This window comes from Murinocardiopsis flavida, assembly GCF_003014485.1.
GTDB classification, from domain to species: Bacteria; Actinomycetota; Actinomycetes; order Streptosporangiales; family Streptosporangiaceae; genus Murinocardiopsis; species Murinocardiopsis flavida.
Window position 1 is genome coordinate 1 of sequence record NZ_PYGA01000046.1, and the last position, 15,001, is coordinate 15,001.

Genomic DNA, 15,001 nt, shown 5'->3' on the forward strand with positions numbered 1-15,001 from the left:
ACCGACCTCGACAACCTCCAACCCCTCTGCGCGGCCCACAACCTCGCCAAAGAGCACCGCCGCGCCGCACACGAACGCCGCACCCGGACCCACCGGCGTGACACAGGCGCCGATCCGCCGTCATCCCCCTGACCGACTTCGGCCGCACCCGCCGGGCACCTGCCCGGCGGGCCGCACCCACGCCCTGGGTCTTTCCGCGGCGTCGGCCGGTGCGTTCCGCGCCGCTGTGGCATCATCACCCCGAATGGGGAAAAGGTGATCGCGACGACTGCGGAGCAGGGGATCCAGGGCGGCGAGGCCGCGCCCGGACTACAGGCCGCCGTGCGCGGCTACCTCGACCACCTCGCCGTGGAGCGCGGCCTCGCCGCGAACACCCTCAGCTCCTACCGCCGCGACCTGCGCCGGTACGTGGAGTACCTCACCGGGCACGGCCGCGGCGACCTCGCCGAGGTGCGCGAGACCGACATCACCGGGTTCGTGCGGCTGCTGCGCGAAGGCGATCCCGACCACCGGCCGCTCGGCGCCAACTCCGCCGGGCGCGCCGTGGTCGCGGTGCGCGGGCTGCACCGGTTCGCGTTGCGCGAGGGGCTGACCGACGCCGACCCCGCGCAGGAGGTCCGTCCGCCGACACCCCGCCGCCCCCTTCCCAAGGCCATCTCGCTGCACGACGTGCAGACCCTGATCGGCGCGGTCGAATCGGTCGAGGACCCCCGCACCCTGCGCGACCGCGCCCTGCTGGAGCTGCTGTACGGCACCGGCGCCCGCATCTCCGAGGCGGTCGGCCTGGACGTCGACGACATCGACCGGCTGCCCATGGCGGCCGACGGCACCGACGCGGTGTCGGTGGTGCGCTTCCTCGGCAAAGGCGGGAAGGAGCGGCTGGTGCCCTTCGGACGCTTCGCCCGCAACGCCATCGACGACTACCTCGTGCGGGCCCGCCCCGCACTGGCGGCGTCCGGGCGCGGCACACCGGGGCTCTTCCTGAACGCGCGCGGCGGGCGGCTCACCAGGCAGGGCGCGTGGGCCGTGCTGCGCGCCGCAGCGGCGCGGGTGGGGCTGCGCGACGTCTCACCGCACACGCTGCGCCACTCGTTCGCGACGCATCTGCTCGACGGCGGGGCCGACGTCCGGGTGGTCCAAGAACTTCTCGGTCACGCTTCCGTTACCACGACGCAGGTCTACACCCTGGTCACCGTGGACCGGTTGCGTGAGGTGTACGCCGCGAGCCACCCTCGTGCCCAAGCGGTCGCCCCGGGCCGATGAGAGCCGCCCGCAGACCCCATAGAGTGTCGCAAGAGTGTCGCATTGAATCACCCGGTACCGGCGTTCTAGAGTCGCCGCACGACGCAACGAGCTGTCGACAAATTGAGTTTTTCCGACGGTCGGTCAACCGGTGAAAGTCACGTGGCCGGTAACGACTGGTCCGTAGGGAGGTCAAGGGTTGTGAGCTGGTCAGCATACGACGACGCGGAAGCGGCGGGCGCCGCTCCGGTCGACGACGAATCGGTCGCAGAGCCAGCGCGCAACCCGTGGGGGGAAACACGCAGCACGGGGGCGGCACTGCACACCAAGAGACCGAAACCCGAGTACGCCGATCCGGAACCGTTGGACCAGCACGGTCCGGCTCGGGTCGTGGCACTATGCAACCAGAAGGGCGGGGTCGGTAAGACCACCACCACCATCAACCTCGGCGCTGCCATCGCCGAGTACGGACGCCGGGTGCTCCTGGTCGACTTCGACCCGCAGGGGGCGCTGTCGGTCGGCCTGGGCAGACTCGACCCGCGCGAGCTCGACCTCACCGTGTACAACCTGCTGATGCAGCGCGATGTCACGATCGAGGACGTCCTGCTCAAGACGAACATCGACGGGCTCGATCTCATCCCGAGCAACATCGACCTGTCGGCGGCGGAAGTCCAGCTCGTGGGCGAGGTCGCCCGCGAGCAGATGCTGGGCCGCGTCCTGCGGCCGGTGATGCACGACTACGACGTCATCCTCATCGACTGCCAACCGTCGCTGGGGCTGCTGACCGTCAACGCGCTCACCGCGGCGCACGGGGTCATCGTCCCGCTGGAGTGCGAGTTCTTCGCGCTGCGCGGGGTTGCGCTGCTCATGGACACCATCCAGAAGGTGCAGGAGCGGCTCAACGAGGAGCTCGTCATCGACGGCTTCCTCGGCACCATGTACGACCCGCGCACGCTGCACGCGCGCGAAGTACTGGCGACGATCATCGACGGTTTCGGCGACAAGGTGTACGGCACCGTCATCAACCGGACCGTCCGATTCCCCGACGCCACGGTGGCGGGGGAGCCGATCACCCGGTTCGACTCCTCGTCGGCCGGTGCGAACGCCTACCGAGATCTGGCCAAGGAGGTGCTGGCTAGGTGGCCTCTCAGCGGTCCCGAAGGGTGACCCTGCCCGGTGCGGCCGATCTGTTCTTCCGACAGACCTCCGCGCCATCGAGTGAGCCGGCCGAGCCGGCGCCGCCAGCAGCACCACCGGAACCACTGCGGGAACCACCGCCGGAACCACGACCGGAAGCACAACCGGAACCACCGTCCAGGGCCACCACCACCGGGACCGCCGTCCCTGAGCCCGCGGCACCCGCCTCAGCGCGTGTGCGCAGGCCCAGGGTCACCAAGCCGAGCTCGCCGCAACCCAGCGGTCGGCAGCGCCACGACGAGAAGATCACCGTCTACATTTCGGCGACGGAACTCCTCGCATTGGAGCAGACCCGGTTGACGCTGCGCGCCGACCACGGCCTCAGCGCCGACCGGGGGCGGATCGTCCGCGAGGCGGTCGCGGTGCTGCTCGCCGATTTCGAGGAGCACGGCGACGGCAGCATGCTGGTGCAACGACTGGACGGACCGTGAGCCGGTCCACCGGTGCCAAGCTGGATTCATGACCGATGAACAACGAACATGAAAAGCGAACACCGCACCGTGGCTGAGCCGCGGTCACCGGAGGTCGAAGGGGAGACCGCCGTCGCCGAGGAGGAGGGCGGCGGCGGTTTCCAAGTGCGCCTGGAGAATTTCGAGGGCCCGTTCGACCTGCTGCTCGGGCTCATCTCCAAGCACAAGCTCGACATCACCGAGGTGGCGCTGTCGCAGGTCACCGACGACTTCATCGCGCACATCAAGGCGCACGGCGAGTCGTGGGACCTCGACCTCGCCAGCAACTTCCTGCTGGTCGCCGCCACCCTGCTCGACCTCAAGGCGGCCCGCCTGCTGCCGCGCGGCGAGGTCGAGGACGAAGGCGACCTCGCCCTGCTGGAGGCGCGCGACCTGCTGTTCGCGCGGCTGCTCCAGTACCGCGCGTACAAGGAGGTCGCGGCGGTCTTCGCCCACCGGATCGCGACGCAGGGCCGCCGCTTCCCGCGCGCGGTGCAGCTGGAACCCCGTTTCGCCGAGGCGCGGCCCGACGTGTTCATCAAGCTCGGCCCGCAGGAGTTCGCGCTCCTCGCGGCGCGGGCGCTGACCCCGAAGGAACCGCCGAGCGTCCCCGTCACCCACATCCACCAGACCAAGACCTCGGTGCGGGAGCAGGGCGCGCTGGTCATCGAGGCGCTGCGGGAGAACGGGACGATGGCGTTCAGCGAGCTCGTCGCCGACTGCACCGAGACGTTCGAGGTGGTGGCCCGTTTCCTGTCGCTGCTGGAGCTGTACCGTGCGGCCAGTGTCGGATTCGACCAGCCGGAGCCGCTCGGCGAGCTGATGGTGACCTGGGTGGGTGAGGGCGAGGTGGTCGTCGAGGACGACTACGGCCGCACCAAGGATCCCGATGACGGCTGAACAGGCCGCACCGCCGAGATGAGGTGCCGAGATGAGGTGCCGCGGCGCGGGGGCCGATATGAGGGGTCTGCAACGTGGGGCCCGCGATGAGGGGGAGGACAGCGTGAGCGTAGGGGAGGCCGTCGAGACGGCACCGGGCGGAGCGGAAGGGCACGGCCCCGCCGGGCCGCACGGTGACGGTGCCCACACCGGGGCGGACGGCGGGACGGACACCGGGACCGTCGCCGAGGCCGGCGGAAATGAGCAGGGCGGTGAGCACGCCGGTGCAGTGACCGTGCTCCGCCGTGACATGGAAGCGGTGCTCATGGTGGTCGACCAGCCGGTGTCGGCGTTCGACCTCGCGCGCGGCCTCGACAGCACGGTCGGGCAGGTGACCGCGATCCTGGAGGGGTTGGCCGCCGAGTACACGGAGCAGGGGCGCGGTTTCGACCTGCGGGAGGTCGCCGAAGGGTGGCGTGTGTACACCAGGCCGGAGGCAGCCGACGCGGTCGAGCACTTCCTCCGCGAGGGCACGGAGGTGCGGCTCACCCAGGCGGCGCTGGAGACCATGGCGGTCGTCGCGTACCGCCAGCCGGTCTCGCGCGGCAGGGTATCGGCCGTTCGCGGTGTCAACTGCGACGGTGTTATGCGTACCCTCGTATTGCGGGGGTTGATCGAAGAGGCCGGGCACGACCCGGAATCCGGCGCGCTGCTGTACCGCACGACCAGCTACTTCTTGGAGCGGCTGGGCCTGCGCGACCTCGACGAACTGCCCGATATCGCACCTTTCCTGCCCGACGACATCGAAGGTCTCGACGACACCGGTGAACACACCACGTGACAATAACGGGAACCGCGGCGATCGCGGATCCCACGGCCGGCGCGGTGAGCGCGGCCCAAGCACACCGCGCGGTGCGCGCGGCGACTCCAACAACAGCGGTTCCAGCTACGGCGGTTCCGGTAACAGCGGTAATCGCGGTGGCGGCTACCGGAACCGCGACGACCGCCCGGGCGGCCGCCGCGACGACGATCGGGGCGGGTACCGGGGACGCGACGAGCGTTCCGGCGGTCACGGCGGTGGTCGGGACGATCGGGACTCCCGGAATCCCCGGGGCGCTTCGGCTCGTGACGACCGCGGCGGGTACCGGGGGCGTGACGACCGTGGCCGCGATGACCGGCCCCGTAACGACCGCGATGACCGCGGCGGTTACAACCGGGGACGCGATGACCGCCGCGACGACCGGGGCCCGCAGCGGCGGGACGACCGCGGCGGTTACCAGGGCCGTGACGACCGGGGCCCGCGGGGTTCCTATGGTCGAGATGACCGCGGACCGCAGCGCCGCGACGACCGGTCCCGTGATGACCGGCCCCGCAACGACCGCGATGACCGCGGTGGCTACGGCAGGGGACGCGACGACCGGCGCGACGACCGGGGTCCGCAGCGGCGGGACGACCGCGGCGGTTACGGGCATGGGCGCGACGACCGCTCCCGTGACGACCGCGGCGGGTACCGGGGCCGGGACGACCGTGGGCGCGATGACCGCTCCCGCGACTCCCGCGACGATCGGGGCGGATATCGCGATCGCGACGACCGCGGTTCGCGGGGTTCCTACGGTCGCGACGACCGTGGGCCGCAGCGCCGTGACGACCGGTCCCGTGATGACCGGCCTCGCAACGACCGCAACGACCGCGATGACCGCGGCGGCTACGGGCGCGGACGCGATGACCGTCCGGCCCCTCGTGGTGGATCGGACCGCTCCGCCGGCCGTTCCACCGGCCGCCCCGCCGCTCGCGGCGGGTCCTCCGGCGGTGGCGCGCAGGGCCGCGGTGCTCCTCGGGGCGGCGCGGGCGGTGGCCGTTCCGCGGGCGGGCGCGGTCCGAACGCCCGCGGTAACCGCGACTCCCGCGACTCCGGTGTGCCGCGCGGCGGTGGCCAGGCCGAACGCGATCTGTCGCCGGCGGCGCGGGCACGCCTTCGGACCCTGCGCAACGAGTTCGACCCCTCGGACGAGGACCAGAAGGGCGAGTCCCGCGACAGTTACGTCGACGTCCCTGGCGGCATCCGCCTCCAGAAGGCGCTCGCCCAGGCCGGTGTCGCCAGCAGGCGCGCCAGCGAGGAGCTGATCGCCGAGGGCAGGGTCACGGTCGACGGCCAGACCGTCAAGCGCTTCGGCGCGCGGGTCGACCCTGCGAAGTCCGAGATTCGGGTCGACGACATGCGCGTCGTCACAGCGCCCGACCTGCTCTACTTCGCGCTGAACAAGCCGCGGGGGGTCGTGAGCACCATGTCCGACCCTGAGGGTCGGCCCACGCTGGCCGACTACGCGGGGCAGACCGAGGAGCGGCTGTTCCACGTGGGTCGGCTCGACACCGAGACCGAGGGCCTGATCCTGCTCACCAACGACGGTGAGCTCGCCAACCGCCTCACGCACCCGCGGTACAAGGTCGTCAAGACCTACATCGCCAAGGTGCCGGGGCCGGTGCCGCGCGGTGTGGTGAAGCGGGTCCGCGAGGGCGTGGAGCTGGAGGACGGCCCGGTCGAGGTCGACTCCTTCCGGGTCGTGGACGACGAGGGCGGGGTGGCCATGGTGGAGGTGCGCCTGCACGAGGGCCGCAAGCACATCGTGCGCCGGCTGCTCGACTCCGTGGGGCACCCGGTCACCGACCTCGCGCGCACCCAGGTCGGGCCGATCGGCATCAACACCCTCAAGGTGGGCACGATGCGCGCGTTGACCACCAAGGAGGTCAGCGAGCTCTACACTGCCGCGGGTATGTAGTTCCGTACGGCGGCGCAGAGTGCCGGCGGGCGACCATCGGAGGGACGGACGACAGTGGCAGTGCGAGCGATCAGGGGTGCGGTCCAGGTTGACGCCGACGAGCGCGATCTCGTCTTGGCGGGCACGGCCGAACTCGTCTCAGAGGTCATGGGGCGAAACGAGCTGAGCACCGACGACGTGATCAGCGTGCTGTTCACCGCGACGCCGGATCTCACGTCCGAGTTCCCGGCGCTTGCGGCGCGCAAGCTGGGGTTCGTCGATGTCCCCTTGGTGTGCGCGAGCGAGATCGCGGTCCCGGGGGCGCTGCCCCGCGTGGTCCGTCTCATGGCCCATGTGGAGACGGACCGGCCGCGTGCGGAGCTTCAGCACGTGTACCTGCGCGGGGCGCAGGCGCTGCGGCTCGACATCGCCCAGTAGCGGCCCGTTTCGCACGCGGCGGCGCGGGGTCCGGCCCACCACCGGACCCCGCGCCGCCGATCCCGGCCATCCGGTCCGCTATCCGGTCTGCCACCACGCGCATATCCGCCGGCGACCAGCGGTCGAGTACGTCTTCCGCGATGGCACCGGACCTCGCCGAGGCGTACACGCTCCCTGAAGCCCCCGACGCGGAGCAGGCGGAGCGCACGCAGCGCCACTGACAGTGGCTGGTCTTGGTGTTCTACGCTGGGGAATCATCGTTTTGACTGCATTGTTTTGGCTGCATCGTTTCGGCGGCGTTGTTCGAGTGGCGTTGTTCTAGTGGCGATGCGTCAACAGGGAGCTGGAGTACGGGAGTGAAGATCGAGAGCGCGGTCGTGGTCGGTGCCGGGCTGATCGGGACGTCCATCGCGCTCGCGCTGCGCGAGCACGGGGTCGAGGTGGCGCTGGCCGATTCCGACCCTGCGGCGCTGCGGCTGGCGTGCGAGCTGGGCGCGGGCACACCGCTGGGCGACGGCCCCGGCACGCACCCCGCCGACGTGGCCGTGGTCGCCGCCCCGCCGGGAGCGGTCCCCGCCGTCCTGCGCGAGGTGCAGGACCGCGGGTTGGCGCAGGTCTACACCGACGTCGCGAGCGTGAAGCACGGGGTCCTGGTCGAGGCGGTGCGGGCGGGGTGCGACCTCGCCACCTTCGTTCCCGGACACCCCATGGGCGGCAGTGAGCGCAACGGGCCGGGCGCCGCCCGCGCCGACCTGTTCCTCGGCCGGTCGTGGGCGCTGTGCCCCACCGACAAGACCGACCCCGGCGCCGCCGCGACCGTCGCCGAACTCGCGCGGCTGTGCGGAGCGGCGCCGCTGACCTTGGACGCCCGCGCGCACGACCGCGCTGTGGCGCTGGTCTCGCACGCGCCGCACGTCGCGGCGTCGGCGGTGGCCGCCCGGCTGCTCGAAGGCGACGGCAACGCCCTGGCGCTCGCCGGGCAGGGCGTCCGAGACGTCACCCGGATCGCGGGCGGCGACCCGTCGATGTGGGCGGAGATCCTGCGGCACAACACCGGTCCGGTCGCGGACGTCCTGGAGGCGGTCGCGGCCGACCTCGCAACGGCGGCGCAGGCACTGCGCGCCGAGGAGGGCGGTACGCCGGTACGCGGCCTGCTCGACCGCGGCCGCCGCGGCCACGAGCGCATCCCCGGCAAGCACGGCGCCCAGCGCACTCCCGACTATGCGGTGCTGCCTGTGGTCATCCCCGATGAGCCCAACGCTCTCGGGCGGTTGTTCGCAGCGGTCGGCGACGCGGGGGTCAACGTGGAGGACATCCGCATCGACCACAGCCCCGGCCTGCCCGTCGGTGTGGCCCAGCTGTCGGTGCTCCCGGATTCGCTGCCGGACCTCGCCCGCGCCCTAGCCGACCGCGGCTGGTCGGTCCACCCCTAGGACCTGGTGCGCGCGGAGCCGGTGCGGCGCCGCTGATTCCCGGTCACCGTTGGTCGACGTCGCGGGGCATGTCGCTGGGCATGTCGCCGGTCATGTCGCGGTCCTTGTCGTGGGCCATGTCGCGGGCAAGGAGGTCTGCCTCTGTCTCGCGCCGGACGAGGAGGCGGGCCCGACCGGACGCGATCGCGGCGATCGGCGGGCGGCCGACCATGTTGTAGGTGGACGCCATGGCGTGTGTGTAGGCCCCGGTGCATGCCACGGCGAGCAGGTCGCCCGGGTGTACGTCGTCTGGGAGGTCGGCTCGGTGGGCGAGGACGTCTCCGGCTTCGCAGTGCCGCCCCACGACGGTCGCCGGCCGCGGCGGCGCCTTCGTCGTCCGGCCGACCAGGGCGATCTCGTGGCGAGCCCCGTAGAGCGCCGGCCGGGGGTTGTCGCTCATCCCGCCGTCCACGGCGATGAACCGCCCCCTGCCGGGCCGCGACTTGACCGCGAGCACCCGGTACACGGTGACACCGGCGTTGCCGACGATCGCCCGCCCCGGTTCGACGGTCAGCCGGGGCATGGGGAGGTCGCGGTCCGCGCACTCCGCGCGGACGGTGGTCAGCAGGCGCGCGCCCAGCAGCGCCGGGTCGAGCGCCGTGCCCCCGCGAACCGTCGCCACCGCGTGGCCGCCGCCGAGGTCGAGCTCGCCGAGGGTCACACCGAAGCGGTCGCGCAGTTCGGAGAGGAAGGCGACCGCGCGCCGCGCCGCCGCGAGGAACGGGCCCGTGGTGGCGATCTGAGAGCCGATGTGGCAGTGCACTCCTGCCAGGGTGAGTTCGGGGCGGTGCAGGATTCGCTCGGCGACGGCCGCCGCCTCGCCCGTCGCGATCGACAGGCCGAACTTCTGGTCCTCCCCGCCGGTCGCGATCGCCTTGTGCGTTCTGGCGCGGATGCCGGGTGTGATCCGCAGCAGGACGCGCTGGGGAGAGCGCCGTTTCGCCAGTACGGCGAGGCGGTTGACTTCGCACATCGAGTCGATCACCACGCGGTCCACTCCGGCACTGCGGGCCGCCGCCAGCTCGCGCGGGGGTTTGGCGTTCCCGTGCAGCAGGAGCCGCTCGGCGGGGAAGCCCACTGCGGTGGCGACGGCGAGTTCGCCGCCCGAGCACAGGTCGAGGGACAGCCCTTCCTCGTGCACCCAGCGCGCCATGGCCGTGCACAGGAACGCCTTCGCGGCGTAGGCCACTTCGGTGCCGGGGAACGCTGCGCGGTAGGCGCGGCAGCGGTCCCTGACATGGCGTTCGGAGACCAGGATCAGTGGGGTTCCGTACGTGTGGGCTGCCGCCGCAGTGGAGGCGCCGTCGATCTGTAGGTCGCCATCGGAGGTCCACACGGTGCGGTCGGGCCACGGCGGCGGGGCGTCGATCGCCGTTTCGGCGGCCTTGGATGGTTCTGCGGGTTCGGTTGGTTCCTTGGGTTCGGCGTCGTCGGGTTGCGGGATCAGGGGGCCCGCGAGGTGCATCATGACCGCCTCGCGAGTGTGCGAGTGCGGCGAGGACCGTCGGCGGCGTCTCTCGGGCGCAGCGGACCTGCGGGCGTGCCGGGGGCGACCACGAGGGCGTCGACCTGGACCCGGTTCACGCCCAGTGGTCGGGACATCGATCGCAGGGCGGACATCGCGACGCGGGTCCACTGCTGCGACGGGCCCATCGCGGCGCGCAGCCGCGCGGCACTGGTGAAAGCCAGCGCCACGCGTTCACCGTCGCCCAACCGCGCCATGCGCAGCGACACCGCACCGCCGGGGTCAGTGTGGGCGGGGACAGTGCAGACGGGAACGTAGAGGAGGTTCGGCGCCTGATGACCGGTCCGTGCTGAAGGCAGGTCCGCTGCGGGGTGCGGTTCGGTGGCGGGTACCAGGGATGGCGTGGCATCGGCCACCGGTTCGTGCTCGTGCACTGCGGAACTCCTCTGATGTCGGGCTGATGTCAGGTGCCGGACCGGGGGACCGGTCGCGGATCCGACATTAGGAAGCCCGATATCGACCCTGATAGGGCATTGACAGCCTTCTAACGCATATGACGGATTTCTTGATGGCCCGTTGACACGCGTTCCCGGCCGGTTCCGCCGGGCCGGAGGAGGGGTGCCGCGGTTGTAGCCTGGTTCGTTAGAGATGAGATGGAATCACACCCGGGGAGAGTTCTGACAGTGAGCGAGCAGGGCCGCGCAGAGGGAATCGTCATCGCCATCGACGGTCCTTCCGGGTCGGGCAAATCCAGCACGGCCAAGGGCGTGGCGCGCGTTCGTGAACTGCGGTACCTCGACACCGGGGCGATGTACCGGGCCATGACCTGGTGGATGATCGAGCACCAGGTCGATGTCGACGACGCGGCAGCCGTCGCGGACGCGGCATCGCGCCCAGTCATCACCATGGGCACCGATCCGAACGCCCCCACTGTCCAGGTGGACGGCTCGGACGTCGCCCGTGCGATCCGCGGCCAGGCGGTCACCGAGAACGTGAGCGCGGTGAGCGCCGTTCCGGCGGTGCGCTCGCTGCTCGTCCGGCAGCAGCGCGACATCATCGCGAGCGCGTGCGCCGAGACCGCCGGGATCGTTGTCGAGGGGCGCGACATCACGACCGTCGTCGCCCCTGACGCCGCGGTGAAGGTCTACCTGACCGCCAGCGCCGAGGCGCGTGCGCAGCGGCGCAGCTCGGAGGTGTCGGCGACCGACGTCGCCGCCACCCAGGCCGACCTCGCCCGCCGCGACCTGCTCGACTCCAGCAGGGCCGCGTCCCCGCTGACCCAGACCCCTGACGCGATGGAGCTCGACTCCACGGGCCTCGGCCTCAAAGAGGTGGTGGCCCTCGTGGTCAAACTGGTCGACGACGCTCCGGCGCGCGTCGCCTGATCCCGCTCCCGGCACCGCCGTCCGGCGGCGCCGGGGTAACACGCCCCGCCTCTGAGGCGGGGCGATTCACGTGTGTCTGCGCACACGCATCCGATCCCCGCGGCACGCATCCTGGGCGCGTGGGGAATCCGCAACCGGGAAGTGGTACCTGTGATGAACGAGCATGTCGAATCCGCGTTCGCCGACGATCCCGACGGCCCCGCCGTCGCACCGGTGGTGGCCGTTGTGGGCCGCCCCAATGTCGGCAAGTCCTCCTTGGTGAACCGCATCATCGGCCGCCGCGACGCGGTCGTCGAGGACGTCCCCGGGGTGACCCGCGACCGGGTCGCCTACGACGCCAGCTGGCGTGAGCGGGCGTTCACCCTGGTCGACACCGGCGGTTGGGACGTCAGCGTCAGCGGGCTGGCGGCGAGCGTCGCCCAGCAGGCGGAGTACGCGGCGCGCACGGCCGACGTGATCCTCTTCGTCGTGGACGCCACGGTCGGCATCACCGACACCGACGAAGCGGTCGTCCGCGTGCTGCGCGGCACGAAGAAGCCGGTGGTGCTGGCGGCGAACAAGGTCGACGGCGGGATGCAGGAGCCCGACGCCCTCGCCCTGTGGAACCTCGGCATCGGGGAGCCGTTCCCCGTGAGCGCCCTGCACGGCCGCGGCAGCGGCGAGCTGCTCGACGCGGTGCTGGAGGCGTTCCCCGAGGAGCCCGGCATCTCCGAGGACGCAGACGAGGAGGGCGGTCCGCGCCGGGTCGCGCTCATCGGGCGGCCCAACGTCGGCAAGTCCAGCCTGCTCAACCGGGTCGCGGGGGAGGACCGGGTGGTGGTCGACGCGGTCGCGGGGACCACGCGCGACGCCGTTGACGAACTCATCGAGCTCGGCGGGCAGACCTGGAAGTTCATCGACACCGCCGGGATCCGGCGGCGGTTCCGCGCCCTCCAGGGCGCCGACTACTACGCGACGGTGCGCACCAGCGCGGCATTGGAGCGCGCGGAAGTCGCCGTGGTGCTGATCGACGTCAGCGAGTCCCTCGCCGAGCAGGACCTCCGCGTCATCGAGCAGGTCGTGGAGTCGGGCCGGGCGATGGTGCTGGCCTGCAACAAGTGGGACCTGTTGGACGAGGAGCGCCGCTACTACCTGGAGAAGGAGATCGACCGCCAGTTGGGGCGGGTCGCCTGGGCGCCGCGGGTGAACATCGCGGCCAAGACCGGGCGCCACGTCGAGAAGCTGGTGCCGGCCCTGGAGCGAGCCCTTGAGTCCTGGGACGCCCGGATCTCCACCGGACGGCTGAACACGTGGCTGAAGGAGCTCGTCGCGGCGACCCCGCCGCCTGTGCGCGGCGGAAAGCAGCCCAAGATCCTGTTCGCGACGCAGGCGTCGTCCCGGCCGCCGCACTTCATCCTGTTCACGACCGGGTTCCTGGAGGACAACTACCGCCGGTTCATCGAGCGGCGGCTGCGCGAGGACTTCGGGTTCGAGGGCAGCCCCGTGAAGCTGAGCATGCGGATCCGGGAGAAGGAGAAGAAGGGCGGCGGCGGCAAGGCGTCGCGGGGGAGCACCCGGCCCGACTGGCACCGGTAGGCGGTCCGCCGCCCAGGAAAGGGCGTGGTCCGCCACCCGGCGAGGGGCATGGTCCGCCGTCCGGCGAGGGGCGTGGCGCTCTGCCCGGCAAGGAGTGTGGTCCGCCGTCCGGCGAGGGGCGCAGCCCGCCACCCGGAAGAATGGGTGCGGTGCTCTCCCTCGCCGGGAGCGGTGCTCGGCCGGTTGGCGGCGGTGCTCGGCACAGTAGGAGGCGGCTCTCCGCTCGGTAAACCGGTGGTGTGCGGCTGGTCTTTTGTATGGTGTGGACGGTAGGCCACAGCGTGTAGCCCTACTGAATTGGAGATTCCTGATGTCCACGGACGGTGTGCGAAGGACTGCGGGCCTGATCGATCGCCCCGTCCCGTTGCGGCAGGCCGCCTACCAGGCGCTCCTTGACCTCATCATCACGCGTGAGCTGGAGCCCGGCAGGCATCTGGTCGAGCAGGAGCTGGCCGTGCTCCTCGGTGTGTCGCGGCAGCCGGTCCGCGAGGCGTTGCAGCGGCTGAACAACGAAGGCTGGGTCGATCTCCGTCCGGGGTACGGCGCGTTCGTGCACGTGCCCAGTGAGAGCGAGGCCGATCAGCTGCTGACCGTGCGCGCCCTGCTGGAGACCGAGTCGGCGCGGCTCGCCGCGCGTGAGGCGGGGCCCGACGACGTGGAGCGGCTGTGGGGCCTGTGGCGGGTCGGGGTCGCCGCGGTCGATTCCGACGACCTCGACGTGGTGGTCACCGCCAACGCCGACTTCCACCGCACGGTCACCGAGGTGGCCGGGAACCAGGTGCTTGCGGAGCTCGCCGCGCAGGTGGAGCGCCGTGTGCGGTGGTACTACGCCCCAGTCGCCCGGATCAGGGGCCGCGCGTCGTGGGACGAGCACGCCTCGATGATCGAGGCGATCGCGCGCCACGACGCCGAGGGTGCGGCGGAGCTGATGCGCGACCACGCCGACCGCACCCGCCGCATGTACCACGAAGAGGTCGACGGCAAGCAGGCTGAGAGCGCACAGGCCGACAGCGGGCAGGACGCAGGTAAGTAGGCAGGACGCCGGTAGGCAGGGCGGGGAGGCGTAGCCGCCCCCCGCCCACCGCCCACCGAATGGGCCGTTGCCCACCCCACGGGGTGGGCAACGGCCCATTCTCGTTCCGCGGTCCCGCTTGCACGCGGCCCGCGCCGACCGCGCCGACCGCGCCCGTCGTGGTGACCATCGTGGCCGTGTCCGCCGCCGACGTGGACGGGGTGGCTGGAAGGTGAAGGGACCGTCAATGGAGGTATTGCATACTGCATACGGTATGGCGTAAGACTTGGAGGACCGGATCGAACCCGGATCCGACCTGGAGCCGGAGCCATAGAGGAGGATCGCCGGTGGATCTCTTTGAGCACGAGGCGAAACAGCTGTTCGGCGAGCACGGCGTGCCGGTCGCGGAGGGCCAGCTCAGCAGCACGCCTGAGCAGGCCCACCGCACCGCGGAGCGGCTCGGCGGCCGTGTCGTCGTCAAGGCGCAGGTGAAGATCGGCGGCCGCGGCAAGGCGGGCGGCGTCAAGGTCGCCGACGACCCCGCCGACGCCCAGGCGAAGGCCGAGGAGATCCTCGGCATGGACATCAAGGGCCACACGACCCGCGCGGTGCTCGTGGAGGAGGCCAGCGCGATCGCCGAGGAGTACTACCTCGCCTACCTGCTCGACCGCGCCAACCGCACCTTCCTCGCCATCGCGTCGGTGCAGGGCGGCATGGACATCGAGGAGGTCGCGCGCACCGACCCCGATGCGGTGGCCCGCGTCCCGATCGACCCCGCCATCGGCGTCGACGGCCCGACCGCCGACCTCATCATCGAGCGCGCGGGTTTCCCCGAGCACGCGCGGGCGGGGCTGCGCGCCGTGCTCCGCCGGCTCTGGGACGTCGCCAGCGCCGAGGACGCCGTACTGGTCGAGGTCAATCCGCTGGCGCGTACCGACGCCGGCCGGGTCATCGCCCTCGACGGCAAGGTCACCCTCGACGACAACGCGTTCTTCCGGCACCCCGAGCGCACGCCGTTCCGCGACGACGACCAGTCCGACCCGCTCGAAGTCCGGGCGAAGGAGAAGGGCTTGAACTACGTCAAGCTCGATGGCCAGGTCGGCATCATCGGCAACGGCGCGGGCCTGGTCA

14 protein-coding genes are annotated in these 15,001 nt (G+C 71.6%); 12 read left to right on the plus strand and 2 right to left on the minus strand.

Annotated elements, in window-relative coordinates; translation table 11 throughout:
• The first annotated feature begins 258 nt into the window (after positions 1-258).
• The 8 genes from CLV63_RS32430 (at position 259) to CLV63_RS32465 (ending at position 8,394) form a co-directional block, all read left to right on the plus strand.
• Positions 259-1,263 carry a site-specific tyrosine recombinase XerD gene (locus CLV63_RS32430; RefSeq protein WP_394339825.1) on the plus strand — a complete coding sequence of 335 codons (1,005 nt, stop codon included), beginning with the start codon at positions 259-261 and terminating at the stop codon, positions 1,261-1,263.
• A gap of 180 nt (positions 1,264-1,443) precedes the next feature.
• Complete coding sequence (locus CLV63_RS32435) at positions 1,444-2,409, plus strand: ParA family protein (protein WP_106587073.1); 966 nt, start codon at positions 1,444-1,446, stop codon at positions 2,407-2,409.
• A complete protein-coding gene (locus tag CLV63_RS32440; RefSeq protein ID WP_394339826.1) occupies positions 2,406-2,870 on the plus strand; it encodes a hypothetical protein in 465 nt (154 codons plus the stop codon). Before CLV63_RS32435 ends, CLV63_RS32440 begins: the two co-directional genes overlap by 4 nt.
• A 48-nt stretch (positions 2,871-2,918) precedes the next feature.
• The gene (locus CLV63_RS32445; protein ID WP_106587075.1) at positions 2,919-3,788 is read left to right on the plus strand and encodes a segregation and condensation protein A; all 870 of its coding nucleotides are present in this window, start codon (positions 2,919-2,921) and stop codon (positions 3,786-3,788) included.
• Between the two features lie 289 nt (positions 3,789-4,077).
• Positions 4,078-4,608, plus strand: a complete 531-nt coding sequence (scpB, locus tag CLV63_RS32450; RefSeq protein WP_106587083.1) for an SMC-Scp complex subunit ScpB — start codon at positions 4,078-4,080, stop codon at positions 4,606-4,608.
• 1,075 nt (positions 4,609-5,683) lie between these two features.
• Entirely contained in the window at positions 5,684-6,544 is an 861-nt protein-coding gene (locus CLV63_RS35195) for a pseudouridine synthase (protein WP_342751446.1), read from the plus strand.
• Positions 6,545-6,598: 54 nt separating this feature from the next.
• Positions 6,599-6,961: a chorismate mutase gene (aroH, locus tag CLV63_RS32460; RefSeq protein ID WP_106587077.1), complete on the plus strand. Its 363-nt coding sequence runs from the start codon at positions 6,599-6,601 to the stop codon at positions 6,959-6,961.
• Positions 6,962-7,323: 362 nt separating this feature from the next.
• Positions 7,324-8,394, plus strand: a complete 1,071-nt coding sequence (locus CLV63_RS32465; protein WP_106587084.1) for a prephenate dehydrogenase — start codon at positions 7,324-7,326, stop codon at positions 8,392-8,394.
• A gap of 43 nt (positions 8,395-8,437) precedes the next feature.
• Here CLV63_RS32465 and lysA read toward each other — a convergent pair whose 3' ends face one another.
• Both lysA and CLV63_RS32475 read right to left on the minus strand, forming a co-directional pair.
• On the minus strand, positions 8,438-9,901 hold the full coding sequence (gene lysA, locus CLV63_RS32470; protein ID WP_211301590.1) for a diaminopimelate decarboxylase: 1,464 nt from the start codon (positions 9,899-9,901) through the stop codon (positions 8,438-8,440).
• Positions 9,898-10,332, minus strand: coding sequence for an SAV_915 family protein (locus CLV63_RS32475; protein ID WP_170134415.1), 435 nt, complete (start codon positions 10,330-10,332; stop codon positions 9,898-9,900). Before CLV63_RS32475 ends, lysA begins: the two co-directional genes overlap by 4 nt.
• A 249-nt stretch (positions 10,333-10,581) precedes the next feature.
• Here CLV63_RS32475 and cmk point away from each other — a divergent pair, with 249 nt between their 5' ends.
• From cmk to CLV63_RS32495, 4 genes are all read left to right on the plus strand, one after another.
• Positions 10,582-11,283, plus strand: a complete 702-nt coding sequence (gene cmk, locus CLV63_RS32480) for a (d)CMP kinase (RefSeq protein WP_106587079.1) — start codon at positions 10,582-10,584, stop codon at positions 11,281-11,283.
• Positions 11,284-11,436: 153 nt separating this feature from the next.
• On the plus strand, positions 11,437-12,858 hold the full coding sequence (gene der / locus CLV63_RS32485) for a ribosome biogenesis GTPase Der (protein WP_106587080.1): 1,422 nt from the start codon (positions 11,437-11,439) through the stop codon (positions 12,856-12,858).
• A 310-nt stretch (positions 12,859-13,168) separates the two neighbouring features.
• Positions 13,169-13,891 carry a GntR family transcriptional regulator gene (locus CLV63_RS32490; RefSeq protein ID WP_211301591.1) on the plus strand — a complete coding sequence of 241 codons (723 nt, stop codon included), beginning with the start codon at positions 13,169-13,171 and terminating at the stop codon, positions 13,889-13,891.
• 326 nt (positions 13,892-14,217) lie between these two features.
• Positions 14,218-15,001, plus strand: a 784-nt coding sequence (locus tag CLV63_RS32495; RefSeq protein ID WP_106587081.1) for an ATP-grasp domain-containing protein, incomplete at its 3' end; no start/stop codon positions are given.

Bases quoted from the DNA above. Each gene is read 5' to 3' on its own strand.
- CLV63_RS32445 (WP_106587075.1), top strand. From the start codon at position 2,919: ATGAAAAGCGAACACCGCACCGTGGCTGAGCCGCGGTCACCGGAGGTC.
- der (WP_106587080.1), top strand. From the start codon at position 11,437: ATGAACGAGCATGTCGAATCCGCGTTCGCCGACGATCCCGACGGCCCC.
- CLV63_RS32490 (WP_211301591.1), top strand. From the start codon at position 13,169: ATGTCCACGGACGGTGTGCGAAGGACTGCGGGCCTGATCGATCGCCCC.
- scpB (WP_106587083.1), top strand. From the start codon at position 4,078: ATGGAAGCGGTGCTCATGGTGGTCGACCAGCCGGTGTCGGCGTTCGAC.
- lysA (WP_211301590.1), bottom strand. From the start codon at position 9,901: ATGATGCACCTCGCGGGCCCCCTGATCCCGCAACCCGACGACGCCGAA.